The 26,737-nt window shown below is 66.2% G+C and carries 27 protein-coding genes; 11 read left to right on the top strand and 16 right to left on the bottom strand.

What is annotated here, in order from left to right; translation table 11 throughout:
• Nucleotides 1–141: 141 nt before the first annotated feature.
• The 9 genes from VGC77_RS15190 to VGC77_RS15150 form a co-directional block, all read right to left on the bottom strand.
• Nucleotides 142–558, bottom strand: a complete 417-nt coding sequence (locus VGC77_RS15190; RefSeq protein WP_331172396.1) for a type II toxin-antitoxin system VapC family toxin — start codon at nucleotides 556–558, stop codon at nucleotides 142–144.
• On the bottom strand, nucleotides 555–824 hold the full coding sequence (locus tag VGC77_RS15185; RefSeq protein WP_331172395.1) for a type II toxin-antitoxin system Phd/YefM family antitoxin: 270 nt from the start codon (nucleotides 822–824) through the stop codon (nucleotides 555–557). Before VGC77_RS15185 ends, VGC77_RS15190 begins: the two co-directional genes overlap by 4 nt.
• A 4-nt stretch (nucleotides 825–828) precedes the next feature.
• Nucleotides 829–2,985 (bottom strand): methylmalonyl-CoA mutase, encoded by a 2,157-nt coding sequence (gene scpA / locus VGC77_RS15180; protein WP_331172394.1) that lies wholly within the window; start codon nucleotides 2,983–2,985, stop codon nucleotides 829–831.
• A complete protein-coding gene (locus VGC77_RS15175) occupies nucleotides 2,982–4,850 on the bottom strand; it encodes a methylmalonyl-CoA mutase subunit beta (RefSeq protein ID WP_331172393.1) in 1,869 nt (622 codons plus the stop codon). Before VGC77_RS15175 ends, scpA begins: the two co-directional genes overlap by 4 nt.
• A 132-nt stretch (nucleotides 4,851–4,982) precedes the next feature.
• Nucleotides 4,983–5,471, bottom strand: a complete 489-nt coding sequence (gene folK / locus VGC77_RS15170; protein WP_331172392.1) for a 2-amino-4-hydroxy-6-hydroxymethyldihydropteridine diphosphokinase — start codon at nucleotides 5,469–5,471, stop codon at nucleotides 4,983–4,985.
• A complete protein-coding gene (folB, locus tag VGC77_RS15165) occupies nucleotides 5,464–5,844 on the bottom strand; it encodes a dihydroneopterin aldolase (RefSeq protein ID WP_331172391.1) in 381 nt (126 codons plus the stop codon). The genes folK and folB overlap by 8 nt, the downstream gene beginning before the upstream one ends.
• On the bottom strand, nucleotides 5,841–6,701 hold the full coding sequence (gene folP, locus VGC77_RS15160; protein WP_331172390.1) for a dihydropteroate synthase: 861 nt from the start codon (nucleotides 6,699–6,701) through the stop codon (nucleotides 5,841–5,843). Before folP ends, folB begins: the two co-directional genes overlap by 4 nt.
• Before the next feature lie 301 nt (nucleotides 6,702–7,002).
• Nucleotides 7,003–7,410 carry a DUF4332 domain-containing protein gene (locus tag VGC77_RS15155; RefSeq protein WP_331172389.1) on the bottom strand — a complete coding sequence of 136 codons (408 nt, stop codon included), beginning with the start codon at nucleotides 7,408–7,410 and terminating at the stop codon, nucleotides 7,003–7,005.
• 21 nt (nucleotides 7,411–7,431) lie between these two features.
• The gene (locus tag VGC77_RS15150; protein ID WP_331172388.1) at nucleotides 7,432–7,797 is read right to left on the bottom strand and encodes a DUF2267 domain-containing protein; all 366 of its coding nucleotides are present in this window, start codon (nucleotides 7,795–7,797) and stop codon (nucleotides 7,432–7,434) included.
• A 343-nt stretch (nucleotides 7,798–8,140) separates the two neighbouring features.
• Between VGC77_RS15150 and VGC77_RS15145 the strand changes: the two genes are divergently transcribed.
• A complete protein-coding gene (locus VGC77_RS15145; RefSeq protein ID WP_331172387.1) occupies nucleotides 8,141–9,706 on the top strand; it encodes a helicase HerA-like domain-containing protein in 1,566 nt (521 codons plus the stop codon).
• A 29-nt stretch (nucleotides 9,707–9,735) separates the two neighbouring features.
• Entirely contained in the window at nucleotides 9,736–11,142 is a 1,407-nt protein-coding gene (locus VGC77_RS15140) for a M20/M25/M40 family metallo-hydrolase (RefSeq protein WP_331172386.1), read from the top strand.
• 355 nt (nucleotides 11,143–11,497) lie between these two features.
• Here the strand turns inward: VGC77_RS15140 and VGC77_RS15135 are convergent, their stop codons facing one another.
• Nucleotides 11,498–13,147 carry a glycosyltransferase family 39 protein gene (locus VGC77_RS15135; RefSeq protein ID WP_331172385.1) on the bottom strand — a complete coding sequence of 550 codons (1,650 nt, stop codon included), beginning with the start codon at nucleotides 13,145–13,147 and terminating at the stop codon, nucleotides 11,498–11,500.
• A 312-nt stretch (nucleotides 13,148–13,459) separates the two neighbouring features.
• Here VGC77_RS15135 and VGC77_RS15130 point away from each other — a divergent pair, with 312 nt between their 5' ends.
• The 4 genes from VGC77_RS15130 (at nucleotide 13,460) to VGC77_RS15115 (ending at nucleotide 16,294) form a co-directional block, all read left to right on the top strand.
• Nucleotides 13,460–14,422, top strand: coding sequence for a hypothetical protein (locus VGC77_RS15130; RefSeq protein ID WP_331172384.1), 963 nt, complete (start codon nucleotides 13,460–13,462; stop codon nucleotides 14,420–14,422).
• 234 nt (nucleotides 14,423–14,656) lie between these two features.
• Nucleotides 14,657–15,073: a MucR family transcriptional regulator gene (locus tag VGC77_RS15125; RefSeq protein ID WP_331172383.1), complete on the top strand. Its 417-nt coding sequence runs from the start codon at nucleotides 14,657–14,659 to the stop codon at nucleotides 15,071–15,073.
• A gap of 157 nt (nucleotides 15,074–15,230) precedes the next feature.
• A complete protein-coding gene (locus tag VGC77_RS15120) occupies nucleotides 15,231–15,650 on the top strand; it encodes a helix-turn-helix domain-containing protein (protein ID WP_331172382.1) in 420 nt (139 codons plus the stop codon).
• The gene (locus tag VGC77_RS15115; protein ID WP_331172381.1) at nucleotides 15,647–16,294 is read left to right on the top strand and encodes a DUF6456 domain-containing protein; all 648 of its coding nucleotides are present in this window, start codon (nucleotides 15,647–15,649) and stop codon (nucleotides 16,292–16,294) included. Before VGC77_RS15120 ends, VGC77_RS15115 begins: the two co-directional genes overlap by 4 nt.
• A 104-nt stretch (nucleotides 16,295–16,398) precedes the next feature.
• Here the strand turns inward: VGC77_RS15115 and VGC77_RS15110 are convergent, their stop codons facing one another.
• Nucleotides 16,399–16,827, bottom strand: coding sequence for a SufE family protein (locus tag VGC77_RS15110; protein ID WP_331172380.1), 429 nt, complete (start codon nucleotides 16,825–16,827; stop codon nucleotides 16,399–16,401).
• A gap of 229 nt (nucleotides 16,828–17,056) precedes the next feature.
• The gene (locus VGC77_RS15105) at nucleotides 17,057–17,479 is read right to left on the bottom strand and encodes a DUF5330 domain-containing protein (protein WP_331172379.1); all 423 of its coding nucleotides are present in this window, start codon (nucleotides 17,477–17,479) and stop codon (nucleotides 17,057–17,059) included.
• A 409-nt stretch (nucleotides 17,480–17,888) separates the two neighbouring features.
• Here VGC77_RS15105 and VGC77_RS15100 point away from each other — a divergent pair, with 409 nt between their 5' ends.
• The 3 genes from VGC77_RS15100 to VGC77_RS15090 are packed head-to-tail and all read left to right on the top strand — an operon-like array spanning nucleotide 17,889 to nucleotide 20,828.
• Nucleotides 17,889–19,730: a PAS domain-containing sensor histidine kinase gene (locus tag VGC77_RS15100; RefSeq protein ID WP_331172378.1), complete on the top strand. Its 1,842-nt coding sequence runs from the start codon at nucleotides 17,889–17,891 to the stop codon at nucleotides 19,728–19,730.
• On the top strand, nucleotides 19,723–20,445 hold the full coding sequence (locus tag VGC77_RS15095) for a peptidoglycan-binding domain-containing protein (protein ID WP_331172377.1): 723 nt from the start codon (nucleotides 19,723–19,725) through the stop codon (nucleotides 20,443–20,445). The genes VGC77_RS15100 and VGC77_RS15095 overlap by 8 nt, the downstream gene beginning before the upstream one ends.
• Nucleotides 20,446–20,483: 38 nt before the next feature.
• Entirely contained in the window at nucleotides 20,484–20,828 is a 345-nt protein-coding gene (locus tag VGC77_RS15090) for a DUF1491 family protein (protein WP_331172376.1), read from the top strand.
• A 224-nt stretch (nucleotides 20,829–21,052) separates the two neighbouring features.
• Here the strand turns inward: VGC77_RS15090 and VGC77_RS15085 are convergent, their stop codons facing one another.
• A complete protein-coding gene (locus VGC77_RS15085; protein WP_331172375.1) occupies nucleotides 21,053–22,018 on the bottom strand; it encodes a DUF2336 domain-containing protein in 966 nt (321 codons plus the stop codon).
• A gap of 287 nt (nucleotides 22,019–22,305) precedes the next feature.
• On the opposite strand from VGC77_RS15085, the gene VGC77_RS15080 reads away from it, so the two are divergent.
• Entirely contained in the window at nucleotides 22,306–22,509 is a 204-nt protein-coding gene (locus tag VGC77_RS15080) for a hypothetical protein (RefSeq protein WP_331172397.1), read from the top strand.
• A gap of 14 nt (nucleotides 22,510–22,523) precedes the next feature.
• Nucleotides 22,524–23,330, top strand: a complete 807-nt coding sequence (locus tag VGC77_RS15075) for a hypothetical protein (RefSeq protein ID WP_414709677.1) — start codon at nucleotides 22,524–22,526, stop codon at nucleotides 23,328–23,330.
• A gap of 64 nt (nucleotides 23,331–23,394) precedes the next feature.
• Here VGC77_RS15075 and VGC77_RS15070 read toward each other — a convergent pair whose 3' ends face one another.
• The 3 genes from VGC77_RS15070 to VGC77_RS15060 form a co-directional block, all read right to left on the bottom strand.
• Nucleotides 23,395–23,973: a DUF1254 domain-containing protein gene (locus tag VGC77_RS15070; RefSeq protein ID WP_331172373.1), complete on the bottom strand. Its 579-nt coding sequence runs from the start codon at nucleotides 23,971–23,973 to the stop codon at nucleotides 23,395–23,397.
• Nucleotides 23,970–24,548 (bottom strand): DUF1214 domain-containing protein, encoded by a 579-nt coding sequence (locus tag VGC77_RS15065; RefSeq protein ID WP_331172372.1) that lies wholly within the window; start codon nucleotides 24,546–24,548, stop codon nucleotides 23,970–23,972. The genes VGC77_RS15070 and VGC77_RS15065 overlap by 4 nt, the downstream gene beginning before the upstream one ends.
• A gap of 34 nt (nucleotides 24,549–24,582) precedes the next feature.
• On the bottom strand, nucleotides 24,583–26,737 hold a 2,155-nt coding region (locus tag VGC77_RS15060), incomplete at its 5' end, for a PBP1A family penicillin-binding protein (RefSeq protein WP_331172371.1).

The following is a 26,737-nucleotide window of genomic DNA, read 5'->3' as shown; positions in this document are numbered from 1 at the left end:
CCTGCACCAACCGCTCTCGACCAATCGGCGTCAAACGGGCATTCTTGTGGATGTTCATCCGGTCCTCCTTGGATGCCTGAAGCTTCGCAACCTCAGTCTCCTCGGTCCGGATCGGATGGACAACCTATTGAAAGCTCACAGCTAGACACCAGCCTTCGGAATTAATGGGATTTCAAGATTGGCGGCCGCTCGCCGCATTTGCTGATCGAGGGTGGCGAGCCGAGCGCTGTGTTCGAGGGCCAGTTCGACGTAGGCGGCGTCATAAGACGTTAGCCCGTGGCGTTCGGCAAAGCCTACTAGGTCCAAGATTCGACCAGTCGAAGCCGCCGGCTGAAGGGAAATATCGAGCGCCGCGAGATCGCCGACCACGGCCGCTAGCGCCTCCTCCGAGATACGTTTCCTTCGCAGATTGACGAGCAGTGCATTGGCAACTTCGACCGGCCAATGCGCCGGGACGGCGATGGACTGGGTCGCGATCGCTTCATTGAATTCAGCGTCAGGAAATCCTGACTCGTTCAGCAGCCACGCGATCGCTATCGACGCGTCGAGAACGATCAATGCCGCCCCTCGTTAATCCAGGACTTGATCTCTTCTTGCGTGGCGCCGAGATTGATTGTGGTCGCACGCCGCCTGATCCCTGCGATCACGGCGCGTCGTCGTTCGATCTCGTCGGGCGGAATCTCCCGCGCCGCAGCTTCCTCGCGCACCAGCCGCGCCACCGCGACGCCATCCCGGGTGATGATCACGTCATCCCCGGTCGACTCGACCTCCGCCAGCAGGTTTTCCAGCTGGGATTTCGCGTCGGTGATGGCGACATGCCTCATGCGGCTACTCCGCGGCCTCGGCGTGGCCGAGCCGGGCGTTGAGCTTGTGGATCAGCTCCTCGGCGGCATCGGCGATCACCGTGCCGGGCGGGAAGATCGCCTCGGCGCCGGCCTTGTACAGCGTGTCATAGTCCTGCGGCGGCATCACCCCGCCGATGATGATCATGATATCGTCGCGGCCCTGCTTTTTCAGCGCCGCCTTCAACTCCGGCACCGCGCTGAGATGCGCGGCGGCGAGCGACGACACGCCGAGAATGTGCACGTCGTTCTCCACGGCTTGGCGCGCGGCTTCCTCGGCGGTGGCGAACAACGGCCCGATGTCGACGTCGAAGCCGATGTCGGCAAACGCCGAGGCGATCACCTTCTGGCCGCGGTCGTGGCCGTCCTGGCCGATCTTGGCGACCAGGATGCGCGGGCGGCGGCCCTCGGCGTCCTCGAACGCGTCGATCAGCGCTTTGAGCTTCTCAACCCGGTTCGACATGGTGGCGGCCTCCCGCTTGTAAACCCCGGTGATCGAGCGGATCTCGGCGCGATGCCGGCCGAACACCTTTTCCAACGCCTCGGAAATTTCGCCGACCGTGGCCTTGACCCGCGCGGCGTCGATGGCGAGCGCCAACAGATTGCCGCTGCCCTCAGAGGCCGAGCGCGTCAGCGCATTGAGCGCGGCGTCGACCTCGGCCTGGCTGCGCTCGCCGCGCAGCCGCTTCAGCTTGTCGATCTGCAGCCGCCGCACCGTGGAGTTGTCGACCTTCAGCACGTCGATCGGGGCTTCATCGACCGGCTTGTACTTGTTGACGCCGATCACCGCCTGCGCGCCGGCGTCGATCCGGGCCTGGGTCTTGGCGGAGGCTTCCTCGATCCGCAGCTTCGGCACGCCGGCTTCGATGGCTTTCGCCATGCCGCCGAGGCTTTCGACCTCCTGGATGTGGCCCCAGGCTTTCGCCGCGAGGTCGCGGGTCAGCCGTTCGACGTAGTAGGAACCGCCCCACGGATCGATGAGCCGGTTGGTGCCGCTCTCCTGCTGCAAGAACAATTGCGTATTGCGGGCGATCCGCGCCGAGAAGTCGGTCGGCAGCGCCAGGGCTTCGTCGAGCGCGTTGGTGTGCAGCGACTGGGTGTGGCCTTGCGTCGCCGCCATCGCCTCGATGGTGGTGCGCATCACGTTGTTGTAGACGTCCTGCGCGGTCAGCGACCAGCCCGAGGTCTGGCAATGCGTGCGCAGGGAGAGCGATTTCGGATTCTGCGGGTTGAACTGGGTCAACAGCTTGGCCCACAACAGGCGGGCGGCGCGCAGCTTGGCGACCTCCATGAAGAAGTTCATGCCGACCGCCCAGAAGAACGACAGCCTTGGCGCAAAGCGGTCGACGTCGAGGCCCGCTTTGATGCCGGCGCGCAGATATTCGACGCCGTCGGCCAGCGTATAGGCCAGTTCGAGGTCCTGCGTCGCTCCGGCTTCCTGCATGTGATAGCCGGAAATGGAAATGGAGTTGTACTTCGGCATCCTCGTCGAGGTGTAGGCGAAGATGTCGGAGATGATCCGCATCGAGGGCGCCGGCGGATAGATGTAGGTGTTGCGCACCATGAACTCTTTCAGAATGTCGTTCTGAATAGTTCCGGAGAGTTTCTCCGGCGGCACGCCCTGTTCTTCCGCGGCGGCGACGAACAGCGCCAGGATCGGCAGCACCGCGCCGTTCATGGTCATCGACACGCTCATCTGGTCGAGCGGGATGCCGGCGAACAGCGTGCGCATGTCGTAGATACTATCGATCGCCACGCCGGCCATGCCGACGTCGCCGGACACCCGCGGATGATCGCTATCATAGCCGCGGTGGGTGGCGAGGTCGAACGCCACCGACAGGCCCTTTTGCCCGGCGGCGAGGTTGCGGCGATAGAACGCGTTGGAATCTTCCGCGGTGGAGAAGCCGGCATATTGCCGGATGGTCCAGGGCTGGTTGACGTACATCGTCGGGTAGGGGCCGCGCAAAAACGGCGCGATGCCGGGATAGGTGTCGAGGAAATCGATGCCTTTCAGATCCGCCTCGGAATAGCCCGGCTTGACCAGAATGCCTTCGGGGGTCAGCCAGGGTTCGGCGTGGCCCGCCGCCGGCGCGACCGCGGTCGGCTGAAATGCGACGTCGGCGAAGTTCGGAATCTGGCTCATGACGTCACCTTAGCATAAGCGGCTTGAAGCATCGCCAGCGCGTCGGCGCCGGCGAAAATGAAATCGGTCACGCCGGCTTCGCGGTAGGCGGTCTCGTGGTCGCCGGGGCGTCCGGCCAGATAGATATGCCTGGCGCCGGCGGCGGAGAGCGCCTTGGCGGCGTCGATCGCCGCCGTGGCATAGACCTTGTCGGACGAACACAGGCAGACCAGCGCGGCACCCGAGGCGGTGTAGGCGCCGGCGAGCGCGGTGGGATCGGTGAAGCCGTCACTGTCGATCGCCTCGATGCCGCCGGTCTCGAAGAAGCTCTTGGCGAAGCCCGCACGCGCGGTGAAGTTGGCGGCCGTGCCGAGATTGGCGAGGAATATTTTCGGCCGCGCGCCCTTGCGGGCCAACAGATGATCGGACTGATCGCGCAACGCCTCGAAGGGGATCGCCAGCCGGATCGGGGTGAGCGGGTTGAACTTGATCTTGGCCTTGCCGTAGGGCGCGGCTTCGACTGGCTTGACCTTCAGCACCGCGGCGCGGGCTTCATGCAGATTGGGGAATTCGCTGGCGCCGGTGAGTACGTCGCGGCGCTTGGCGACAGCGGCCTGCCGCGCGGCGCGGGTCGCCGCCACCTTGGGCTGCAGCAGGTTTTCGCCGAGCGCGAAGAACGCGCCGCCAGCTTTCTCGATCTCCTGAAAGAGAGTCCAGGCGGCGTCGCAGAGTTGCTGCGTCAGCGCCTCAATGCCGCCTGAGCCCGCGGCCGGATCCGACACCTTATCGAGGTTGGATTCCTCCAGCAACACCAATTGTGTATTGCGCGCGGCACGGCGCGCGAAGCCGTCAGGCAATCCGAGCGCCGCGGTGTGCGGCAGCACGGCAACTGAATTGGCGCCGCCGAGCCCCGCGGCGAAGGTCGCCACCGTATTGCGCAGCATGTTCACGTAAGGATCGCGCTGCGTCAGCATCCGCCACGCGGTTTCGCCGGCGATGAACAAGGGCTTCGGCGCAAGGCCGCAGCTCTCCTCGATCCGCGCCCACAACAGCCGCAGCGCGCGGAACTTGGCCAGCGTCAGGAATTGGTCGGCGTCTGCACTGAGTCGTGCGTAAATCATCGACCGCGCGGCGTCGAGCGGCACGTTGGCGCCTTCCATTGCGCGCAGATAGCTGACGGCGACCGCCAGCACATAGGCCAGTTCCTGCACTTCGGAGCCGCCGGCGTCGTGGATGACCCGGCCGTCGGCGACTGCGAACGGTCCCTTGAAGCCGGCGTCGGTGAGCTTCTTGATGGCGTCGGTGAAAGCCGGGGCGATCTCCCACCAGTTGTAGGCGCTACTGCCCCACACCGCGCAGGCGCCGATCGGGTCGAGCCCGAAGCGGATCTCGCATCTGGCCGGATCAATGCCGGCGGCCTTGATGTGCTCGGCGAGATAGATCGCCGCCATCCGCGCCTGCGGACCGACCTGCAATTCCAGCGCGATGCCGGCGTCGAGGTAGACGTCCTTGAGCAGCGCGGCGATGGTCTCTTGCGTCGCCGGCAGGCCGAAGCCGTGCGCGCCATTGGCGGCCTCGAACATCAGCGTCAGCCCGGTGGCGCCGTTGGCGAGATCGTCGAGCGCCTGCTTGTTGGCCTTGGCGGCGTCCGGATGATCGATCCGCTGCATGATCTGCCACGGCGCCGCGGCGGCGCGGCCGGCGATCGGGGCTGCGTTGGCGGCGCGCGGATAGAGCGGATCGATCTTCAGCCCGTCATAGGTCTTGCCGACCAGCTTCTCGAACGGCGCGCCCTTGAGCACGCCGTCGACCAGCTTGCGCCAGTCGTCATAGGTCGCCGGGGCGAAATCGGCGGCCAGCCGCAGGTCGTCAGGTGTGGTGGGCATCGTCAAAGCTAACTCCGGCGCGTCATGGTTGTTGCGGGCGGAAAATGCCACGTGGCAGGCGCCAAGCCAAACGGTTGTTTTCGGCCAAAAGGCTAGGGAGGGCAGCGCGCGATCGGTGCCGGCACGTTGGTCTCAGTGCAAGTCCGGCAGCCGCTCGATGCCCGCGGTGGAGAGCAAGGCCAGCGCCTGGCGCGCGGTGCGGCCGCCGATCGGGCGGTCCGGCGCGATGTCCATCAGCGGCACCAGCACGAAGGCGCGTTCGAACAGCCGTGGATGCGGCAGCCGCAGGCCGCGGTCGATCGAGACGTCGTCATAGGCCAGCAGGTCGAGATCGAGCGTGCGCGCCCCCCAGCGCCGCTCGTTGGCGCGGTCGCGGCCCAGCCGCTGCTCGATCTTGTGCAGGCAGAACAACAGCGCGTGCGGATCGAGGCTGGTGTCGAGCGCGATGCAGGCATTGACGAAGCGGCCCTGCTGCTCCTCGCCCCAGGGCGGCGTGGCGTAGTCCGCCGAGCGCGCCAGCAACACGCCCTGCGCCATGCCGCAGATCATCGGAATGGCGCGGCGAAAGCTGGCGCGGACGTCGCCGACATTGCCGCCGAGCGCGATCAACGCCTCAGGCATCGGCCTTCGCCTGTCGGCTGCGGGTCAGGATTACGCCGACGTCGTCGAAGATCGCCGGGATCGGCGCGTGCGGCTTGTGCACCGTGACCTTCACCGCGGTGATGCGCGGAAAGGCGTCGAGGATGGCGTCGGCGACGGCGCCGGCGGCGCGCTCCAACAGCCGGTAGTTGGCGTTCTTGAACGCCGCGGTCGCGCTCGCCACCACATTGGAATAGGACACGGTGTCGGCCAAGCGGTCGGTGCGCGAGGATTCGCCGAGATCGGCGCATAGCTCGAGGTCGATCACGAAGCGCTGCCCGACCTCGGTCTCGTGCTCCATCACGCCGTGGCGGGCGTGGATCACCAGCCCCTTGATGAAGATCGTGTCGGTCATCGCTGGTCCTCGATTGCCTGCGCCACGCGCAGCGCCTGCACGGTCTCGGCGACGTCATGGGTGCGAATGATCTTGGCGCCGCGCTGCGCCGAAATTAGATGCGCGGCAATCGAGCCGCCGAGCCGCTGTTGCGGCTCCGACGGCGACACCGTGCTGATGAAGCGTTTGCGCGAGGCCCCGACCAACAGCGGCAGGCCGAACACGCTGAGTTCGTTGAGCCGCGCCAGCGCCGCCATGCTCTGCTCGGGCGTCTTGCCAAAGCCGATGCCGGGATCGAGCACGATGTGGCTTGACGGAAGCCCTGCCTTGGCTGCGATCTGCAGCGATCGCGCGAAGAATTCGGCGATGTCCTTGAGAATGTCGAGCGAGGCATCGACCGCGGCGCGGTTGTGCATCACGATCACCGGCGCGTTTTTTCGCGCGGCGATGACGTTCGCCATGTCCGGATCGCGTTGCAACCCCCAGACGTCGTTGGCGATCGCGACACCTTGCTCGAACGCGAAGGCCACCACTTCGGCCTTCATGCTGTCGATCGACACCGGCGTGCCGAGCGCCACCACGTCGGCCAGCACCGGGCGCAAGCGTGCGATCTCTTCTTCTGCAGAAACCGGCTGTGACCCGTAGGGGCGGGTGGATTCCGCGCCGACGTCAATGATGTCGGCGCCGGCGGCGATCAGTCGCGCGGCCTGCGCGCGGGCGTCGCCGGGCGCGAGAAACCGGCCGCCATCGGAGAACGAATCCGGGGTGACGTTGAGCACGCCCATCACCGCCGGAAGCGGCCGGGTGAGCAATTTCTGTAACAGCGGATGACCTGGCGGTGCGGCCGCTGCGGCGGGCCTCGTCGTCGTCGCGATCATGGGCAGGCTTTGCGCGGTCCGCTTCACGGAGTCAAGCTATCGGGTGACAAGCAAGCTGGACAGCCAGCGGTTTCGTAGGGCGCGACGACGTCCGGCGCATCAGCAGTGCATTGCCCTCGCCACGGGGGCGTCCCTGCGAAGGCAGGGACCCATCACCCCTGGCGTCGCGGGTGGTCGAACGCCTTTGCCGCTTTGCTCAACATAAGCGCCGCGCCGTATGGGTCGCCGCGTTCGCAGGGATGACGCGTTGAAAGGCCGGCTGCTCTGGCGCCGGCTTCGCGCCTCTCGATGGCAACAGACCCTAATACGAGATCTTCAGCGGCAGCTTGCGGGCCTGTTCGATCAACTGCCCGACGGATTTTTCCGACGGCAGCACCCGCACCAGTTTCCGCTTGGTGTTGGCCTCTTTCATGTTCTGCGCCAGTCGCGACGGGTTGCGCAGGGTGAATTCGCGCAGCGTCGAGACTCCGGAGGCGCGCAGCAGTTGCGCCTTGGCCTTGCCCATGCCGGGAATCCGCATGCAGTCGGCGATATTGGCCCATTCCAGCAATTGCTGTTCGGCAATGCCGGTCTTGGCGGCGAGCGCCTTGCGGCCTTTCACGGTGTGCGCGGCTTCGAGCAGCGCTTCCGTGGTGCGAATCCCGACCGCTTTCAGTTTCGAGGCTGCGTAGACGGTGAGACCGTCAATCTTGGTGATCGAATATGTCATGACACTCGGAGTTACAAAGGTTCAAGAGAGTTTATTGAGGCCGGGTGTCGATGCGATGATCTCGCCCATCTGGTCGGCGCCGATCTTATCGCGGCCAAATCTAAACAATTCACGCGCGACGTTCTGAATTTCGGTGACGCCGAGGCCGAGGCCCATCAGCTTGGCGCCGAGCGCCATCACGCCGCCGCCGAGCAATTTGCCGAAGCCTTTGCTCGATCCCATCGGCTCGATCACGGCTTCGGCGCCGGGAATGGTGTCGATCAGGGCTTGGACTTTATCGGGAGGGCCTTCGCTACGCAGGAATCCGAGGATGATGCCGACGGTTCTGCCAGCCACATCGCGTTCCAGGCCGACCTTCGAGGTCAGCCTTTCAATCAGTTCGTCCATCGCGCCCCGCCTCACCCGGTTGTTTGCCGGATCCTTGTGTTGAAATGATCTTGGTCCGGCGTGCCGTGAAATACAAGCGATCCGCGACGGCGCCATGTGATTCTCACTGCATCGCGCGGTGAGTGTTGCAACATTGCAAGAGCGAAAGCCTGATTCATTCAAATTGTTCTCAGCTTTCCGCCCGACTCCATACATATGCAAAAGAGAGAAACCGATTGCGGTGCATCGCGAAGACGTGTCGATCGATAAGCCGCGACGGTCAGAACGGTTTCACAGCCGACGCATCCCACGTTACAGTGCGGCTGTTCGGCGACCTGCTGCAGACGCGCGGAGATGCGAGACCATGGCGACGACCGGGAGTGGTATCGGCGATACCGACGAAAAGATTTTCATCGGCAAGGAAACCGAAACGGCGTGGCTCACTTTGGCCTTCGCCAATCGCCACGGCCTTGTCACCGGCGCCACCGGAACCGGCAAGACGGTGTCGTTGCAGGTGATGGCCGAAGGCTTTGCCCGCGCCGGGGTTCCGGTGTTCGCCGCCGACATCAAGGGCGACCTCTCGGGAATCTGCGAGGTCGGCGAGGCCAAGGACTTCATTTTGCAGCGCGCAAAACAGATGGGGCTGTCGTTTCAGCCGGATCAGTTCAGCACCGTGTTCTGGGATGTGTTCGGCGAGCAGGGCCATCCGGTGCGCGCTACGGTTTCGGAGATGGGGCCGCTGTTGCTGTCGCGGATGATGGATCTCAACGACGTGCAGGAGGGCGTGCTCAACATCGCGTTCCGGGTCGCCGACGAGCAGGGGCTGCTGCTGCTCGACATGAAGGACTTGCGCGCCATCCTGTCGTTCATCGCCGAGCACGCCGGCGAACTGACCACGCAATACGGCAACGTCTCCAAGCAGAGCGTCGGCACCATTCAGCGGCAATTGCTGGTGCTGGAAAATCAGGGCGCTTCGCAATTCTTCGGCGAGCCGGCGCTGGCGCTAACCGATTTCATGCGCAGCGACCGCGACGGTCGCGGCAACATCAACATCCTGGTCGCCGACCGATTGATGCAGTCGCCGCAGCTCTATGCGACGTTCCTGTTGTGGATGCTGTCGGAATTGTTCGAGCAATTGCCCGAGGTCGGCGATCTGCCGAAGCCGAAACTGGTGTTCTTTTTCGACGAGGCGCATCTGTTGTTCAACGACGCGCCGAAGGGATTGATGGACAAGATCGAGCAGGTGGTGCGGCTGATCCGCTCCAAGGGCGTCGGGGTCTATTTCGTGACGCAAAATCCGATCGACGTGCCGGACAAGGTGCTGGCGCAGCTCGGCAACCGCGTGCAGCACGCGCTGCGGGCCTTCACGCCGCGCGATCAGAAGGCGGTCGCCGCTGCGGCGCAGACCTTCCGGCCCAATCCGAAATTGGACACCGCCCAGGTGATCACCGAGCTCGGCAAGGGCGAGGCGCTGGTGTCGTTCCTCGAAGGCAACGGCACGCCGGCGATGGTGGAACGCATCATGGTGCGGCCGCCCTCGGCGCGGATCGGATCGATCACGCCGCAGGAACGCAAGGCGATCATGGATGCGAGCCCGGTGAAGGGCAAATACGACACCGCGGTGGATTCCGAATCCGCTTATGAAATATTGCAGAAGCGCGTCGCCGGCAGCGCTGCGCCGGCGCCCGGCGGCGACGGTAGCGTGCTCGGCCAGATCGGCGCCATCGTCGGCAGCATCTTCGGCAGCAACGTGCCGCGCGGCAAACTCTCCACCGGCCAGGTGATCGCGCGCGACGTCACCCGCACCGTCACCAACAAGGTGGTCGGCGGCGTGGTGGCCGATCTCGGCAAATCGCTCGGTGGTTCGCTCGGCGGCTCGGTCGGCCGCGCCATCGTCCGCGGGGCGCTCGGCGGCCTGCTGCGGCGCTAATTGTATATTCTAAAGAAGGAAGACTCGTGATGACCGAAACGTCGCAACTGCAGTCCGTGCTCGACCGTGTCGACGCCGATTTCGACGCCAGCCTCGAACGATTGTTCGCGCTGCTGCGGATCAAATCGATCTCGGCCGACGCCGCGTTCACCGACGATTGCAAGGCGGCGGCGGCGCATCTGGCCGCCGACATCGTGACGCTGGGCTTCACCACCGAGGTGCGGCCGACCGCCGGACATCCGGCGGTGGTGGCGCGCGGCAACGGCAACACCGGCGCGCGCCCGCACGCGCTGTTCTACGGCCATTACGACGTGCAGCCGGTCGATCCGCTCAACCTGTGGCATCGGCCGCCGTTCGAGCCGGTGATCGCCGACCACGCCGACGGCCGCAAGATCATCGTGGCGCGCGGCGCGCAGGACGACAAGGGCCAGCTCTCGACCTTCATCGAGGCCTGCCGGGCGTGGAAGTCGGTCGCCGGGTCGCTGCCGATCGATCTCACCATCGTCATCGAGGGCGAGGAGGAGGTCGGCTCGAAGAATTTCGTGCCGTTCCTCGAACAGCACAAGCAGGACCTCGCCGCGGACTACGCCCTGGTCTGCGACACCGGGATGTGGGATTCCAACACGCCGGCGATCACCACTTCGCTGCGCGGCCTGGTCTATGAAGAGGTGATCATCAAGGCGGCGGATCGCGACCTGCATTCCGGCATCTATGGCGGCGGCGCGCAGAATCCGATCCGGGTGCTGACGCGGATCTTGGGCGGCCTGCACGACGACAACGGCCACATCACCATTCCGGGCTTCTATAACGGCGTGAAGGAAGTGCCGCCGGAGGTGCTGGAGCAATGGAAGGCGCTCAACCTCACCGCGGAGTCGTTCCTGAAGCCGATCGGACTGTCGATCCCGGCTGGCGAAACCGATCGGCTGTTGATCGAGCAGATCTCGTCGCGGCCGACCTGCGACATCAACGGCATCGTCGGCGGCTACACCGGCGAGGGCTCGAAGACGGTGATCCCGGCGCAGGCCTCCGCCAAGGTGTCGTTCCGGCTGGTCGACGGCCAGGACCCGAACAAGATCCGCGACGCCTTCCGGGCCTACGTCACCGCGCGGCTGCCGAAGGATTGCAAGGTGGAGTTTCTCGATCACTCCAACGCGCCGGCGATCGCGCTCGACTGGGGCATGAAGCCGCTCGCCGCGGCGAAGCGCGCGCTCACCGACGAATGGGGCAAGGAGGCGCTATTGGTCGGCTCCGGCGCCTCGATCCCGATCGTCGCCGATTTCAAACGCATCCTCGGCGTCGATACGCTGTTGGTCGGCTTCGGGCTCGACGACGACAACATCCACTCGCCGAACGAGAAGTACGACGTCAAGAGCTTCCACAAGGGCATCCGCTCCTGGGTGCGGATCCTGGACGCGTTGGCGCAGGCGCCGAAGTAGCACTGGCGTTGGGGCAGGGTGTTGCGCCATCCCCCCAGTCATTCCGGGGCGCGAGAGCGACAGCTCGAGCGAACCCGGAATCTTGCAACAGGTTTTCAGCGTCGTCTCAGTAGCGAGATTCCGGGTTCGCTCGCAAGTGCTCGCGCCCCGGAATGACCACCTCGTATTTGTGAAGTGCAGCAACCGGAGACCGTACGAAGGTTGAGACCAGCAAAAACGCCGCCCGGGATTGGGCGGCGTTTGGATAGAACGTGCAGAGGTTTGTGGCGCCAAGCTACACCACAACCTGGATCGTTTCAATTGCGGCGCCGGTGCCGGTTGCGCGGCGTTGCTGCCTTTCGTTGCCGAGCCTCCGCTACGGCGCCGGGATCGACAGCAGGCTGGAGATGCTCTTGTTGCGGATGTCGTAGACCCTGGCGAACACCACGTCGTCGCGCTTGATTTCGGCGATGATCGGCGCGGTCAGGCCCTTGCAATAGAACTCGCCGAGCGTCATGGCGAAATCCGCGGCGTTGCTGTCCCAGCCGATGGTGAAGTCCGGACCGAGCGCCACCTGCGCCGGGCGTTGCGGGCCGCACACCGCGACCTTCCATTTGCGGCCGCGCGGCGGCACTTCCTCGCGCTCGGCGATCTCGTCGCGCAAGGCGTCGGAGGCCTGCTTCAGCGCCAGTCCCCAATAGTCCAGCATGAACAGCGATTCGGCGCTGCGCACGGTGCCGGCGACGTGGTTGAAGTGGGTGTATTGATAGGGATGCAGCCGGATCATTTCGGCCAGCGGCAGCATCAGCCCGAAGGCGAAGATCGCCACCGCCGCGGCCTGCGAGCCGAGGTGGCGGGCGCCGATCCAGTCCATCAGCCGCGCCAGCGCGACGCCGGCCAGCACCGTCATCGGCGGGATCACGAAGATGAAATGCCGGATGCCGTTATACAGCGCCGGGCGTTTCACCATGGCAATGATCAAGGGCAGCGTCGCCGCCACCGTCAGCATCAACAGGATGGTCTTGCGCCGCGGCGTCACGCTGTCGCGCGACAGCGCCAGGACGCTCATCACCACGCCGCCGGCGGCAAGCCCCAGCAGCACCTCCGGCAATTGCAGCGCGAACAGCGTCGGCAGATACGACCAAGGCATGTCGGGCACCGAAACCAGCGCGCCGTCGAACATCTCTTTCCAGGGCTTCTCGAAGAAATGCGAGAAGTAGGTCAAGGCGCGCAGCGGATTGGCCGGCTCCATGATCGACCACGGCCAGATCAGCCCCATCACCAGGTAGCCGAAGATCAGGCCGGGGATCAGCGCATAGCTCATCTGGGCGAAGCGGCGCGCGGCTTCGCGCAGGCCGTTGCCGCGGACTTCGTCGAGCAGGAGCGGGACGAAGCCGATCAGCGCGTAGACCAGCGCCAGCCCGCCGAGCACCCGCGAGCCGATTGACAGCCCGGCGCCGAGCCCGACGATCAGCACGGTGTGCGGCGAGGGTTTGGGATAATCTTCGGCGAGCCGCACCAGGCCCAGCATCAGGATCACCATCGCCACGGCGAACGGCGCGTCCTTCGGATTCATGAACATGTGGCCGTAGAAGGTCGGGCACAACGCCAGCAGCAGCAGCGCCGCAAGCCCGGCGAACGGGCCGCCGACGCGGCGCGCCAGCCGCCAGGTCACCGCAAGGCCGATGACTCCGACCACGGCGCCGAGCAGCCGCCGGGTTTCGAACAATTCCAACGGAATGAGCTTGTGCAGCAGCGCCGCGGCGATATCAAAACCGCCGCCATACATGTAGAGATTGGCGAACGACAGCGCGGCGGTGTCGCGGAAGCCGGAGCCGTACATCCGCAGCAATAGATCGGCGTATTCGGCGTGGGTATAGTCGTCCCAGCCCAGGCCGTAATCGCGGAATGTCAGCCCCGCGATGAGGCTAACCACGGCTAACACCGCGACGGCGAGGTCGTCGCAAGTCCGTTCCGCCGAGCGCCGCAGCGGCGCATCGAAGGAAGAAGTCGTTATGGCTGACATCCGTTGATTAACCCAGCGTCCCAGTGACCCGACATTTTGGTGCGTCGGGCCCATTCCCGGGGCGTCTATAGCCCATTTCCGTCACCAAGTAATTTGTAATTACGGCGCAATTTTTTCCTCGCATGCTGCCATGCAAAAGGTAACCCGCCGGTGAACTTGGCTGTTTTCATAGCGGGCCTTCGATGAACGCCAGCTGAAGACAACAAGTTGTTCGAAAACCACCGCAGCAATTGCAGGTTGGCGACCCGGGCCATATGACGTTATCTTGGCAATGGCTGTCGCTCGGAGAGCGGCGGCGGCGTGGAGTTGAGAATGATTTTGCTGTTGGTGACCGGATTAGGCCTGCTCCTCGCCGGCCTTGCGGCGATCGCGTTCGGTGTCCCGGTCAAGGAATTCAGCTTCGGCAATACGCTGATCGTCTGTGGCACCATCGTCGCCTGCACCGGGGCCATGTTGCTCGCAATGCGAGCGGCGGCGCGGGCCTTGCTGGCGAGCGCGCAGGGGATCGGTGCCTCTGCGCCCCAATCCAATACCGCTGATCGCCGGCTGCCGCCGCCGGAACCAGCCGCGCAGGAGCATACGCCGGGCGATGGCGAGAATTTCCTGTTCAGCCGCGACCGGCCGGCGACGGATCGGCCCCACCCCGGCGGCGCCGGTTCAGCGAATGTGAGTTCGCCCGCCGCGAACGCTTCCGCCCCGGCGCCGGCCGCCGCGCCGCCGCCCTGGCAGGAGGAAATTGCCCGCGACCGGGCCCGGCCGCGGAGCCAGCCGGCCTCTCGCGCGCCCGAGCGCGAGCCCGAGCCGGACACCGAATCGGCCGAGCCGGGCGACTCCGCGCCGAAGCGCCGCAACCTGCTGTTCGCCTCGACGCGACGCGAGCGCGAGCGCGCCGCGCGCGGCGAAGCGGCCGCGCCCGAGCAAAGCGCTGCGACGTCGCCCGAACTGCCGTTGAGCGCGAGCGAGCCGGCCCGGCGACCGACCTTCGAAGAGGCGTGGCCGGAGCCGGAGCGCGCCCGCGGCGAGCCGCTGCGTCGCACCAGGTTGTTTCCCGGGGTCGAGGCGCTGAACGCCGCCGAGGCCAATGAGCCGGAGCCCGCCGCCGCGGCGCAGCCCGAGGAGGCGGCGCCGCAGGTCACCGTGCTGAAATCCGGCGTGGTTGATGGCATGAAATATTCGTTATATTCCGACGGATCGATCGAGGCCGAAATGCCCGAAGGCCTGATGCGGTTCGCCTCGATCGACGAGCTGCGGTCGCATCTCGATCAACGCAGCTGACGGGCGGTTTATTGCGCAAGACTTGGAAGCCAAAATAAAGCCCCCGCATGGCAGCGTTGTTCTTGTCTTGCGCAAAGCAATCGCCAATAATCGGCGAGTAAAGGCAGCGACCTGCAAGCGCGGTCGCGGTATTCTGGCCCGCGCCCGACGCCTCGTCGGGTGGCGCGCTCGGCCTTTGCGAACGACTCCAGGCCAGCCCATCCACACATCAGACGGCAGCAAAGTTTTCAGGTCATGACCGACAGCACGGGTAAGAGCTTCATCGATCTCACGGCGACGATCGTCTCCGCCTATGTGAGCAACAACCCGACGCCGGCCGCGGAATTGCCGGGCTTGATCGGCCAGATTCACGCCGCGCTGATGCGGGTATCGGCGGGGCGGGCCGAGCCGCCGCCGGAGCCGGCGAAACCCGCGGTGTCGCTGAAGAAATCGATGACCGCGGATTATCTGGTCTGTCTCGAGGACGGCAAGCGCTTCAAATCGCTGAAGCGGCATCTGCGCACCCAGTACAACATGACGCCGGAGCAATACCGCGACAAATGGGGCCTGGCGCCGGACTATCCGATGGTGGCGCCGAACTACGCGGTGGCGCGCTCGCAGCTCGCCAAGAAGATGGGGCTCGGCCAGCAGCGCCGCCGGCGCGGTAAATAGCGGCAGCAAATAGCGGCGGCGGAGCGCGCCCGGCCGGGACCGCGCCGGACCGCCTCGCGGCAGATTTGTTGCGCGCAAAAATTATTGCGAGGATGGCTATCCCCGGGGATTGCCAGGCCGACTAGGATGTATGAAAATATTCCTAGAAAGGCTTGCCATGCTCGACCTCCCCACACGCGCCGCGCCGTCCTCTGCCAAGCCGTCCGCTACTCCGGCCTCCGCAACTCCGAATCCGCCGCGCTCGCCCGACCACATCGTGCGTCGGGTGGTGGGCTGCGTCGCCGCGGATTTCGGGCTCGACCCCGCGCTGTTGACCGCCGCGCCGCGCGGCTCGCCGCGCGTTGCATTGGCCCGCCAGGTCGCGATGTATCTCAGCCATGTCGGCTTCGCGCTGAGCTTCGAGACCATTGGCCGGCTGTTCGGCCGCGATCGCACCACGGTGGGCCATGCCTGCCGGGTGGTCGAGGACAGCCGCGACGACATCTGGATGGATTGCCGGCTGGCCGCGTTGGAACGCCTCTGCGGCGTCGCCACGGAGCCCGCCGTCGCGCAACGCGCCGCGGGGCGGCGGCGATGAGCGGCCGCAGCCGTCCTTCCTCCGGCCGCCGCGCCGCCACGCCGGGCGCAAGGCCGCCGCAGCGCGCCGACCAAGCCGGCGAGGCGATCGACGGCTTTCGCGCGCAACATTTCGAACTATCCAGCCGCGAGGTGATGACCGCCGCTGGGCTGTCGCGGGTCACCGTCAATGACGGCGAGAGCCCGCTGGCCTGGCTCGCCCGCCGCAAGGGCCGCGACGGCCGCGCCATGATCACGCCGACGCAATTTCTCGCCGGCGAGAAGCTGCGCGCCGATTTCACCCGAGGGCAATTGACGCCGCGGGTGACGTCGAACTGGGACGCCCCGAGCGGCCGGCAGCGCGCCGCGGGCGGCGGCGCCGGCGAGATGACCGATCTGGTGATCGCGTCGCGGCAGCGGCTGCGCGCCGCGCTGGAGGCTTGCGGGCCGGAATTCGCCGGACCGCTGATGGACGTGTGCTGCTTTCTGCGCGGCCTCGAGGAGGTCGAACAGCAACGCGGCTGGCCGTCGCGCTCCGCCAAGGTGGTGCTGCAACTGGCGCTGGATCGGCTGGCGCGGCACTATGGCCTCGACGACAAGGCCACCGGCGCCGCCGCGGCGCGGCTGCGGACCTGGCTCGCCGACGACGCCGGCTTCAGAGCATGATCCCGAAAAGTGGATACATGTTCTTGGAAAAGATCATGCTCAATCGAAAAGCTCAAGCAGGATGACGGTTCGAAGAAGCGTCATCCTGCTTGAGCGTCGGCCGATCAGGTCGAGGCGGCGAGGGTGTCGCGGGCGTCGTGGCGGATCCGCTCGACCATCGAGCGCAGTCCATTGGAGCGCTGCGGCGTCAGATGCTCGCGGAAGCCGAGTTCGTCGAACACCGCGAGCGGTTCGGCGGCGAGGATGTCCTGCGGCGAGCGGCCGGACACCAGCGTCAGCAGGATCGCGATCAGTCCGCGCACGATATGGGCGTCGCTGTCGCCGAGATAGCTGATCTTCGGTTCGCCATTGGCGTCGCGCTCGAGCTTGCGCGACAGCCAGACCTGACTGGCGCAGCCGGAGACCTTGTTGGCGGCGTTGTGTTCGGACTCCGGCATCGGCGCCAGCGTGCGGCCGAGTTCGATGACGTAGCGATAGCGGTCGTCCCACTCATCGAGCAGCGCGAAATTCTCTCTGATGTCGTCGATCGTCATCGCGTGGTGTCCGTTCTGAGGCGAGCCGGGCTCGCATGGCTGCGGCGGCGGCCGCGCAGCATGACCTGGAACCGACAGATATATGGGATCGCGCGGCCTCGAAAGCGATATCGACGGCTGCCGGCCAAAATGCTTCGCGGTGGGAACCGGGCTGCGATTGAGCTGCGCGATAAAGCGGCCGGCGGCGCGCGCGGTGGGCACGCTGCGGGCGGGTTAGGCGGCGGCTGCTCTAATTCGGGGCAGTGGTTTCAGGCACCGACAGCCGCCATTCCGTCACCAGATCGTCGGGCGTCAGCGTGTCGCGCGGCCGCGCGTCCGCCGGCGTCTCGACGGCGTCGCCGCCATTGATCGAGCCGGTGTGGTCGTTGCCGCGCTTGTCGTCGTTGCCGCGCTTCTCGATGATGATCTGATAGATCTTGCGCGCGCCCTCGGTGGCGCGCTGGCCGATCACGGTGGCGGCCTTGTCGCCGATCTCGCAAGCGGCGGGTTGCCGCTTGCAGAATTGGCTCATGTCGGACACCGCGGCGCTCGCGGCCGTCACCGCCTCGGAGGCGCCGAGTTGCGGCAGCTTGTCAGATTCAGGTGTCTTCTCTCTTGGCAGCAGCACGAGCACCAGCCCGAGCCAGAATGCCATGCGAAGCAGGAAAAACATCACGCGACCCCGTCGACCAATCACCCCGTTGCGATTGTCCTCGCAATCGACGCAGAACTAGCAGGCGTCGCTGAATAGCTGGTGAGCGTGATGCTTCAAATTGTCGGCAAATCCGCCAGTTCCGCACTTGATTCAAAATTGGCGTAAATTTTCCATTGCCGCCGCGATATTACGCGGCGCGGCCGTGCACCAATTCGAAACCATGTCGGCAACGTGATGGAAACCTATCGTTCACCATCCGCGTCGAATGCGTTGCTGATTGCTGATCAATCGCAGCGCAATCCACAATGCCGTGCCGGCGCGGCGACTGCCTTAGCGTTCGCTTAATTTAGGTCTGACAGTTTGGCGCAAACGATAAGGGGGCGTTCCGGCGCGTCAGTCGTGACGAGCAAGCCGAGGCGCAAGCAAAGTGACCGTGTCGACCATCATCCGCGATTGCCTTGATACGCTACTGCACCCGTCGGCGCGCTACGACGCGCTGGTCAGCGCGCGGCATCGCGCGTTCATCGCGCCGCGGCTGATCGGCAGCCTGGCGGCGCTGGCGGCGTTTCCGGTTTATCTTGCGATCCACGGCGCGCCGGCCGGCCTCGAGGTCGCAGCCTTCGCCTGGCTGATCGCGCCGATCCTGCTGTCGTATTTTCTGTCGCGCACCGGACGCTATGAAAGCGCCAACGTGCTGTCGTCGCTGGCGCTCGCCGGACTGATCATGGCGGTGGCGGTCAACACCGGCGGCATCGAATCCTTCGCCGCGATCTGGCTGGTGGTGATTCCGCTGGAAGCCGCGCTGTCGGCGTCGCGCCGCGTGGTGGCCTTCGCCTCGGTGCTGGCGCTGGGTTGCGCGGTGTCGCTGATCGCGGTTGATCATTTCGACCTGCTGCCGGCTTCGCAGGCCGGCGCTGCCAGCCATGGCGTGCTGATGGCGGTCGGCATCGCATCCGCACTGCTCTATGCCTGTGGCCTCGCCTACGGCGCGGAATCGCTGGCGCGCACCAGCGTCGCGTTGCTGTACAACGAGGAAGATCGTTATCGGCTGTTGGCGCGCAATATGAGCGACGTGATCTCGCGTCACGCCCGCAACGGCGCGGTGCTGTTCGTGTCGCCGGCGGCCGAGGCGCTGCTCGGCGTGCCGGTGGCACGACTGCTCGGCCACGGCCTGTTCGATCGCGTCCACGTCGCCGATCGTCCGGCGTTTCTCACCGCGCTGTCCGACGCCGGCCGCGGCGGCGAAGTGCGCAGCGTCGAGTTCCGGATCCGCCGCGAGGTGGCGCGCGGCGAGCGCGGCCGCGGCCATGCTGCGGATTTCATCTGGCTGGAAATGCGCTGCCGGCCGCTGGATGCCTCGGGCAGCATCGCTGCGGCAGACCCCGAGGTGGTCGCGGTGATGCGTGACGTCACCGACCGCAAGGAACAGGAGCAGGCGCTGGAATTGGCGCGCGCCGCGGCCGATCGCGCCGATGCCTCGCGCAGCCATTTCCTCGCCACCATGAGTCATGAGCTGCGTACGCCGCTGAATGCCATCATCGGTTTCTCCGAGATGATCGTGCAGGAAGACGCGCTGATGATCAGCGCCGAGCGCCGCAAGGAATACGCGCAGCTGATCAACGATTCCGGGCAGCATCTGTTGTCGGTGGTCAACGGCATCCTCGACATGTCGAAGATGGAGTCCGGTAATTTCGAGATCCTGCCGGAGCCGTTCGCGCCGCGGCCGGCGCTGCTGAATTGCTGCAACCTGTTGGCGCTGAAGGCGCGCGAGAACGAGGTCGATCTGATCACCCGCGCGCCCGACAATCTGCCGCAACTCACCGGCGATCCGCGCGCGTTCAAGCAGATCGTGCTCAATCTGGTGTCCAACGCCATCAAATTCACCGAGCGCGGCGGCACCGTCACCGTGTCGGCGGCGGTCGAAGGCGCGCGGCTGGTGCTGCGGGTCAGCGACACCGGCGTCGGCATCGGCGCCGACGATCTGAAGCGGATCGGCGAGGCGTTCTTCCAGGCCGGCAAGACCTATCAGCGCCGCCACGAGGGCACCGGGCTCGGGCTATCGATCGTCAAAAGCCTGGTCGGGCTGCACGGCGGCGAGATGAGCGTCGAGAGCAAGCTCGACGAGGGAACCACGGTGACAGTGAGGCTGCCCTTGGCGTTCACGCGGCGCGAGGAAAACACCAACATCGCGGTGCTCACTCCGGCCTCGCAGACGGCTGCTCAGAACGACAGCCAGGATCAGGATCATCAGGTGAAGAAGAGTGCCTAAGAAAGCCGACAGAAACGACAACCAGCTGCCGCGCCGCGGACGCGCGGTGGCGATCGACGCCGAGGACGAGCGCGGCCTGGCGATGCGGCTGTTGCTGCACAGCCCGAAGGACCTGGTCGCGGCGATGTTCGCCTCGGCGGCGGTGATCGCCATCATCACCAACGCGCTGTTCATGCAGGCCGGCCGGCATCCGTCGCCGATGTTCGGCAGCAGCCTGGTCGCGCCGAGCGCGGCGCCGGTCAATCCGCTGCCGCGGCCGCGGCCTGCCGACGCCGCTGGCCGCCTCGCCGAACCGCGGCCCAATGAATTGAAGGCGGCCGAACGCGCGCAGGACGGCAAGCCGGTCGACGGCCGCGCGGTCGATCTGTTCGCCAGCCCGACCAAGACCACCGCGCCGGTGTCGACCGCGCCGCCGGTGGCCGCCGCCGCAGCTGCCGCCGCGCCGGCCGCGCCGCGCCCGCCGGCGCCGGTGCCGGCCGCAACCCGCAGCGATCCGCTCGGTGATCTGATCACCTCGTCGCGCCGCGTCGCGCAGGTGCAGCGCGCGCTGACCGAATACGGCTATGGCCAGTTGAAGCCGAGCGGCACGGTCGGCTCCGACACCCAGGCGGCGATCCAGAAATTCGAGCGCGACCGCAAGATCCCGGTGACCGGGCAGATCTCCGATCGTCTGGTGCGCGAATTGTCGGCCATGACCGGCCGGCCGATCGAGTAGCATTGCCGGGGTCGACTTCCGCGCGGTAACGTCGTTCCATGAGATTGAAGAGCAGCATTTGGGTGGCGGCGTATCTGCGCCGCTGCCAGAGCGAGGGCGTGTTCGGCGCGGTGCGGCGGCGCGGCGCCGAGGAGGCCGGCGCGGTGTTCGTCAAGCTGGCGCTGCTCGACGGCAACGCCCTGCTATATACGCCAGCGCCGCAGACCGCCTATGACGACAGCCGGCCGATCGAGCGGGTGTTCGCCGCCTCGACGCCGTCGCCGGTGGCCGAGCAGACCATCGAGGAGCGGCTGACCCGCGAGATCCGCTTCGATCCCGACGTCTGGATCGTCGAGATCGAGGACAAGAAGGGACGGCACTTCCTCGATCTGGCGAAGGGCTAGCGCGAGGCGCCCGGCGCGAGGCGCGATCCGGCAAAGCGTGCCGCTACAAAAACGCGTGTCGCTACAATCGCGGCCGGATATTCAAACCGGGTTGCCGCGCATCTCCATCACGCGCCGTCATTCCGGGTTCGCGCGCTGCTGCGCTGCGCACGCCCCGGAATGACGGCGTTATCCCCGGATCGACGTCGGATCAGCTGAAGCTCTGAGCCACGTCACCGTGTCGCTTACTTCGACGAACTGCGTGCCACCGCGGCGCCGGGCTGCTGCGCCGGTCGCGGCTGGCTCTGGGGTGCGCGGCCGCGCTGGCGTTCGTCCTCGTACAACACCGGACGATATTTTGCGCGGGTGACCGCGACCGCGGTGCCGCGCCACGCCGCCAGCATGATCAGCGCGGCGCGTTCGTCGAGATTGTCGTACAGCCGCGACAGCCGGTACACCCGGTTGACCGAGGCGCCGAGCGTCGGATCGAGGAACATCAGCACGCGTTCGAACACTTCGCCGGGCATGCCGAGCGCCTTGGCGGCACAGGCCATCGGCTCGCCGCCGGCATCGCCAACCACTTGGGCGGCGACCCGAAACGGCAGGATCAGCGCGTCGCCGAGTTCGCGGGTGAATTTTTCGGTATCGGCGGCATAGGCCGCCTGTTCCAGGGGCTGGATCGCGCGCGCGGCGCGCACGCTGTAGATCCGCGCCGCCGGCTTCAACGGCGTGTCGGCGAGACTGTGCAGGATCTGGGCGCGCTCGCCGGCATTGGCGGCGAAGAACATGTCGTTGAGCTGCGCGGCGTCGGCGGGCTGCATGGTTAGCTGCGAGGTCGGCCGCGGCTCGATATCGCCGGGCGGTCGGGCGTCCGGCACCAGCGACGGTGAGGCAGTGGGCGCGATGGCGGCGGCCAGCGGCAGCCGGTCCTGATCGACCGGCAACAGCCCCAGCCGCTGCGCGATCGGCTTTGGCGTGTGCGGATAGATCGACAGCCGGGCGCGGACCACGGCGCGCGTCGTGTCATCGACCTGATCGATCAGCCGCGACGTCAGCTCGACGAATTGGCGTTGCTCCTCCTCGCTGTGCACGCTGGTCTGCACATAGAGATCGGTCAGCACCCGCAGCAACGTCGGACGAATGTCGACGCCTTCGCGGCGCGACAACGTCATCAGCCCGTCGAAACCTGGAAACATCGGAGGTACGGTCATGGCAACGCTACGCGTGATAGGAAGAATTTGATTCAACCTATCGCGGTTGCTTTAACAGCGCGTTAAGGGCAACGCTTCGTTAACCGTTGAAATCACACGCGTTGCCGCGAGCGGCGATTAGTTGCGGGCCTTGATACGTCGATCGGGCGACGTCGAAGTCACAGCCGCAAGCTTTGCGTAGGCCTCGGGATCGCGGCGACGGCTGCGTTAACAGAGCATTAACCATGCCTGTTCTTAATGATGCTGCGCCGGCCAAATCACCGGGCAAGGGCGTGGAAAGAACTGACATGGGCACAATCATTGCATTTCCGGCGGACGCGGCAACGCGGCGGCTGGACTCAACCATGGCCGTGGCTCCGCGCGACACAAAGGCGACGGTGCTGATCCTTCCGGTGGTCCGGATCGAGCGTCACACCGAGAGCACCGACGGTGGCGGACCGGAACAGGGAGCGGCGCCGGGACGGCGGCGGCGCCGCCGCGCGCGGTCGTGATCCGCGTCGCTCAGATGTCCAGGCTTGGCCACCCGATCTCCTTGACGTGCAGCGCCGTGACGTCCAGTGCCATTACGTCCAGCGCCTTGGCGCGGCGTCTGCTCGTTGCATCGCTGCTCACCGCAACCCTGTGCGGCTGCAGCGGCGGCGATTTCGGCCGCACCCGCGAGGACATGCGCAGCGACGACATGCATCGCTGGCTCGGCGGCGAAGCCACCGGCAGCATCGGCATGCGCGCCTCCGAATTCCAACTCACCGACAACGAACGCGCGCTACGCGATTTCGCCTATCCCTTGATCGAGCCGCCGCATTCGCGCCCGGCCTGGAAAAGCGTGTTCGGCGATTATAGCGCGCTGCCGTCGCCGTGGCGGCAGACCCCGGTATTCGACCGCACCGCCTATGGTCGGATGCTGATCGACGAGCCGCATCGCTCGCATACCTCGCGCTACGCGCAGTTGATGGACGACGTGCGCAACGATCTGCTGCGGCTCGATCCGTTCCAGTCCAGCGGCGCCAAGGTCATCGAACTCGACAAGAAACGCAACGCCAGCCTGAAATTCATCTCCGACCTTTCGCCGCGCGAGCGCGCCGACGCGGTGGCGCGGATGGAAGAAAACGCGCTGATCGTGCAATGGGTGCAGCAATGCCTGCACCGCCGGGTGGCGTCGTATCGCTGGGCGCTGGAGCGGCTGGTGCTGCAGGCCCCGGATGGTCTGGCCGCCGACGCCGACCGGCTGATCAACGAGCTTGAGGCCAACGCCAATGCGCCGTCGGCCTGGGGGCCGCAGCAACGCGGCGTGGCGCTCAGCGTGCGCGGCTGACCTCGCATTCCCGACCGAGCGTGATCTATTCCGAGATCCGGATTCAGCTTTCCGGGATCATGCGCTATTTCTTCGGCCGCTCGGCACTCGCCACCGGCTCGGTCTGCACCTTGCATGTGGCGGCGGCGAGCGAGGCCTGCGCCTGCGGCATCAAGCCGGGCTCCGGCGCCAGCGCCTTCAGCACGATCAGCCCGGTGGCGCTCGGCGAATCGATGATCAGCCGGTCCGCCGAGGTGACGTCCTCTTCTTCCGGCAATTCGGCGTGTTGCGCTTCGGTCATCAGGTCGAGCTCGATCACCCGGCGCCCGGCGGAGCGGTCGTTGATCGCGTAGTAGGCGATTTCGCTGCGGGTGTAGAACGACACCGAGGTATAGGCCTGGCTGACCGGCACCGCGAGCTTGATCGGGCCGCTCGACAGGTCGTAGCGGCAGATGGCGGTGGCGAACGCCGGATCGAGATAGGGCATCGGCGCGTTGTTCGGCTCCGGCGCCGGCAGCGGCGTCACCGCGTTGAGCTTGGTCATCGGCGTCAGCCGCGAATAGGCGTCCTGGGTGGCGATCTTCGGCAGCGCTAGTACGCTGACCAGATGCACGATCGCGCCCAGCACGACGCCGCCGACCAGGGTGAACAGAATCCGGATCATGGGCAGCCCACAATCTTGATGGCCGGCATCGGCGCGTCGCGCTGGGTCCGCGTCGCCACGCCGACCGGGGTGTCGTACAGCCGCAGCATCAGCGTGTAGCGCTCGATCGCGCCGGTCGGCAGCCAGTTGCCGGCGCGCGCCCGCGCGGCGATCCGCAGCTCGAAGGCGCCGTCCGAACTGCGGACGATCTCCTGGCTGGTGAAGCCGTAGCGTTGCAGGGAATTCGCCACCAATTGCCCCTTGGGGTCGTACAGCGTCAGCGTCCAGAACCGCGCCGCGGGCGTCACCCCGCTCACCACCACGTCGCAGCGGCCATCCAGCGGCCGCTTGGCGTCGTCGGCGCTGGCGGTGAAGGCGATGCCGTCGCCGGTGCCGATCGGCAATTCGCCGCTGCGCGCGATCGAGGCACGGGCATAGGGATCGATGTCGGCGGTGCCGGCGCGCGGTCGCGCGGTCCAGGCGCCGATCGTCAGGGTGTTGAGATCGGTGCCGCGGGTCGCGGTCATCCACGTCGTGCCGACGCCGACGACGGCCGCGATGATCAGCGCGATCAGGATTGAAAATGTCAACCGCACGTTCGGACCGTTTCTTGCCGGATCACCGCGACACTCAATTCTTGGGCGGCACAGCCGCCGCCGGGTCGCTGCGGGTCGCTGCGGCAAAGCTGTCGGGGAACGCGAGAGAGGTGGAGGACACCGGCTTGACCGGCTCGCCCGGCGGAAGCTTGTTCAGCGTTTTGCCGAGGTCGTCAAACATCTTTTCGACCCGCACCAGGATCTCGGCGCCGCGCCTTGTCAGGATCGGCGGCGGGCCTTGCCTCGTGTCGGGCGTCTTGGAGGCGACATTGGCCGCGGCGTTGGCCGGGCCGGGCGGCAGCTTGGTGCCGGCGCCGATCCCGGGAATCTCGTGGATCTCGACGCCCTGATGCGCCGCCACCATGATGTCGTGCCAGGTTTGCGCCGGCATCGCGCCGCCGGTCAGCCGGTTGGTCGGCGAATAGTCGTCGTTGCCGTACCACACCGCGCAGCTGAAATTGCCGGTGTAGCCGACGAACCAGGCGTCGCGATAGGCGTTGGTGGTGCCGGTCTTGCCGGCGGTGGGAATGCCGTCCAACGCGGCGCGGCGCGCGGTGCCCTCGGAGACCACATGGCTCATCATCCCGGCCATGTCGGCGGCGACCGAGGCCGGGATCGCCTGCAGCGGCTTCTTGCCGTCGCGGTCGAACCGCCACACCAGGTCGCCGGCGCCGGTGCGCACTTCCAGCACCGCATGCGGCGTCACCGAGCGGCCCTTGTTGGGGAAGGTGGCATAGGCCACCGCGTGCTCCAGCACGGTGACTTCGTCGGCGCCGATCGGCAGCGACGGCGTATCCGGCAGCGGCGCCTTGATGCCGAAGCGCCGCGCGACTTCGACGATCTTGGCGCGGCCGGCCTTGGCCGGGTTCGGCGACTTGCCGCCGAGCGCGATCGACAGCTTCACCGGCACCACGTTGATCGAATGGGTGATCGCCTGGGTCAGCGTCACCGCGCCGGAATAAGAGTGGCCGTAATTCTGCGGGCACCAATTGCCGATGCAGACCGGGCCGTCGACCACGATCGAGGTCGGCTTGAAACCGTTCAACAGCGCGGTGGTGTAGACATAGGGCTTGAACGACGATCCCGGCTGCCGATAGGCGTCGACCGCGCGGTTGAACTGGCTGGCGCCGTAGTCGCGGCCGCCGACCATCGCGCGGATGCCGCCGTCGAGATCGGACACCACGGTGGCGGCCTGCGTTGCGTGATAGTCGCGGCCGAACTGCCGGAGCTGATTTTCGATCGCGTTCTCGGCGGCGTGCTGCACGTTCATGTCGATCGCGGTGCGCACCACGAAGACCCGCTCGACATAGGATTTCGGCAGGGTGTCGACCAGCTTGCGCATCTCGTCGAACGCCCAGTCGAGATAGTAGTTCGGCGAATTCTCGTCGCGGCGATCGACCGCGTTGGCTGGATTGCGCCTGGCGCCGAACACCTGGCCCTCGGTCATGAAGCCGGCATCGACAAGGTTGTCGAGCACGACGTTGGCGCGGGCGCGGGCGGCCGGCAGATTGATGTGCGGCGCGTATTTGGTCGGCGCCTTGAACAGCCCGGCCAGCATCGCGGCCTCCGCGAGATTGACGTCGCGCGCGCTCTTGTTGAAGTAGAAATGCGCTGCGCCGTCGACCCCGAAAGTGCCGCCGCCCATATAGGCGCGGTCGAGATAGAGCTTCAGAATCTCGTTCTTGGTCAGCCGGGTTTCCAGCCAGACCGCGAGAAAGGCTTCGTTGACCTTGCGCTCGATGGTGCGCTCGTTGGAGAGAAACAGGTTCTTCGCCAGTTGCTGGGTGATCGAGGAGCCGCCCTGCACCGAGCCGTCGCCCTGGGCGTTGGAAACCAGCGCGCGCAGCGTGCCGAAGACGTCGACGCCGAAATGCTCGTAGAACCGGCGGTCCTCGGTGGCGAGCGTCGCCTTGACGAGATAATCGGGCAATTTGTCCAGCGGATAGGAATCGTCGGCGCGGATGCCGCGCCGCCCGATTTCATTGCCGAACTTGTCCTGGAAGATCACCGAATAATCTTCGGCCTTGTTGAACTTGCCGCTCGCCGTTGCGTCGAACGCCGGCAGCGCCAGCCCGGTCATGATCACGACGGCGATGCTGCCCATGGTGAGGATGTCGGATATGATCTCGACGATGAAGCGCCTGATGCCGCTGACGTGGAACAGCGCCATGAAATCCTGCAGCCGGGTG

The sequence above is a fragment of the Rhodopseudomonas sp. genome, assembly GCF_036404135.1.
Lineage (GTDB): Bacteria > Pseudomonadota > Alphaproteobacteria > Rhizobiales > Xanthobacteraceae > Rhodopseudomonas_A.
The sequence above is the reverse complement of the archived record's forward strand: the minus strand, read 5'-3'. Positions and strand labels throughout refer to the sequence as shown.

Bases quoted from the DNA above. Each gene is read 5' to 3' on its own strand.
- VGC77_RS15185 (WP_331172395.1), bottom strand. From the start codon at position 824: ATGAGGCATGTCGCCATCACCGACGCGAAATCCCAGCTGGAAAACCTG.
- scpA (WP_331172394.1), bottom strand. From the start codon at position 2,985: ATGAGCCAGATTCCGAACTTCGCCGACGTCGCATTTCAGCCGACCGCG.
- VGC77_RS15175 (WP_331172393.1), bottom strand. From the start codon at position 4,850: ATGCCCACCACACCTGACGACCTGCGGCTGGCCGCCGATTTCGCCCCG.
- folK (WP_331172392.1), bottom strand. From the start codon at position 5,471: ATGCCTGAGGCGTTGATCGCGCTCGGCGGCAATGTCGGCGACGTCCGC.
- folB (WP_331172391.1), bottom strand. From the start codon at position 5,844: ATGACCGACACGATCTTCATCAAGGGGCTGGTGATCCACGCCCGCCAC.
- folP (WP_331172390.1), bottom strand. From the start codon at position 6,701: ATGATCGCGACGACGACGAGGCCCGCCGCAGCGGCCGCACCGCCAGGT.
- VGC77_RS15155 (WP_331172389.1), bottom strand. From the start codon at position 7,410: ATGACATATTCGATCACCAAGATTGACGGTCTCACCGTCTACGCAGCC.
- VGC77_RS15150 (WP_331172388.1), bottom strand. From the start codon at position 7,797: ATGGACGAACTGATTGAAAGGCTGACCTCGAAGGTCGGCCTGGAACGC.
- VGC77_RS15145 (WP_331172387.1), top strand. From the start codon at position 8,141: ATGGCGACGACCGGGAGTGGTATCGGCGATACCGACGAAAAGATTTTC.
- VGC77_RS15140 (WP_331172386.1), top strand. From the start codon at position 9,736: ATGACCGAAACGTCGCAACTGCAGTCCGTGCTCGACCGTGTCGACGCC.
- VGC77_RS15135 (WP_331172385.1), bottom strand. From the start codon at position 13,147: ATGTCAGCCATAACGACTTCTTCCTTCGATGCGCCGCTGCGGCGCTCG.
- VGC77_RS15130 (WP_331172384.1), top strand. From the start codon at position 13,460: ATGATTTTGCTGTTGGTGACCGGATTAGGCCTGCTCCTCGCCGGCCTT.
- VGC77_RS15125 (WP_331172383.1), top strand. From the start codon at position 14,657: ATGACCGACAGCACGGGTAAGAGCTTCATCGATCTCACGGCGACGATC.
- VGC77_RS15120 (WP_331172382.1), top strand. From the start codon at position 15,231: ATGCTCGACCTCCCCACACGCGCCGCGCCGTCCTCTGCCAAGCCGTCC.
- VGC77_RS15115 (WP_331172381.1), top strand. From the start codon at position 15,647: ATGAGCGGCCGCAGCCGTCCTTCCTCCGGCCGCCGCGCCGCCACGCCG.
- VGC77_RS15110 (WP_331172380.1), bottom strand. From the start codon at position 16,827: ATGACGATCGACGACATCAGAGAGAATTTCGCGCTGCTCGATGAGTGG.
- VGC77_RS15105 (WP_331172379.1), bottom strand. From the start codon at position 17,479: ATGTTTTTCCTGCTTCGCATGGCATTCTGGCTCGGGCTGGTGCTCGTG.
- VGC77_RS15090 (WP_331172376.1), top strand. From the start codon at position 20,484: ATGAGATTGAAGAGCAGCATTTGGGTGGCGGCGTATCTGCGCCGCTGC.
- VGC77_RS15085 (WP_331172375.1), bottom strand. From the start codon at position 22,018: ATGACCGTACCTCCGATGTTTCCAGGTTTCGACGGGCTGATGACGTTG.
- VGC77_RS15080 (WP_331172397.1), top strand. From the start codon at position 22,306: ATGGGCACAATCATTGCATTTCCGGCGGACGCGGCAACGCGGCGGCTG.
- VGC77_RS15075 (WP_414709677.1), top strand. From the start codon at position 22,524: ATGTCCAGGCTTGGCCACCCGATCTCCTTGACGTGCAGCGCCGTGACG.
- VGC77_RS15070 (WP_331172373.1), bottom strand. From the start codon at position 23,973: ATGATCCGGATTCTGTTCACCCTGGTCGGCGGCGTCGTGCTGGGCGCG.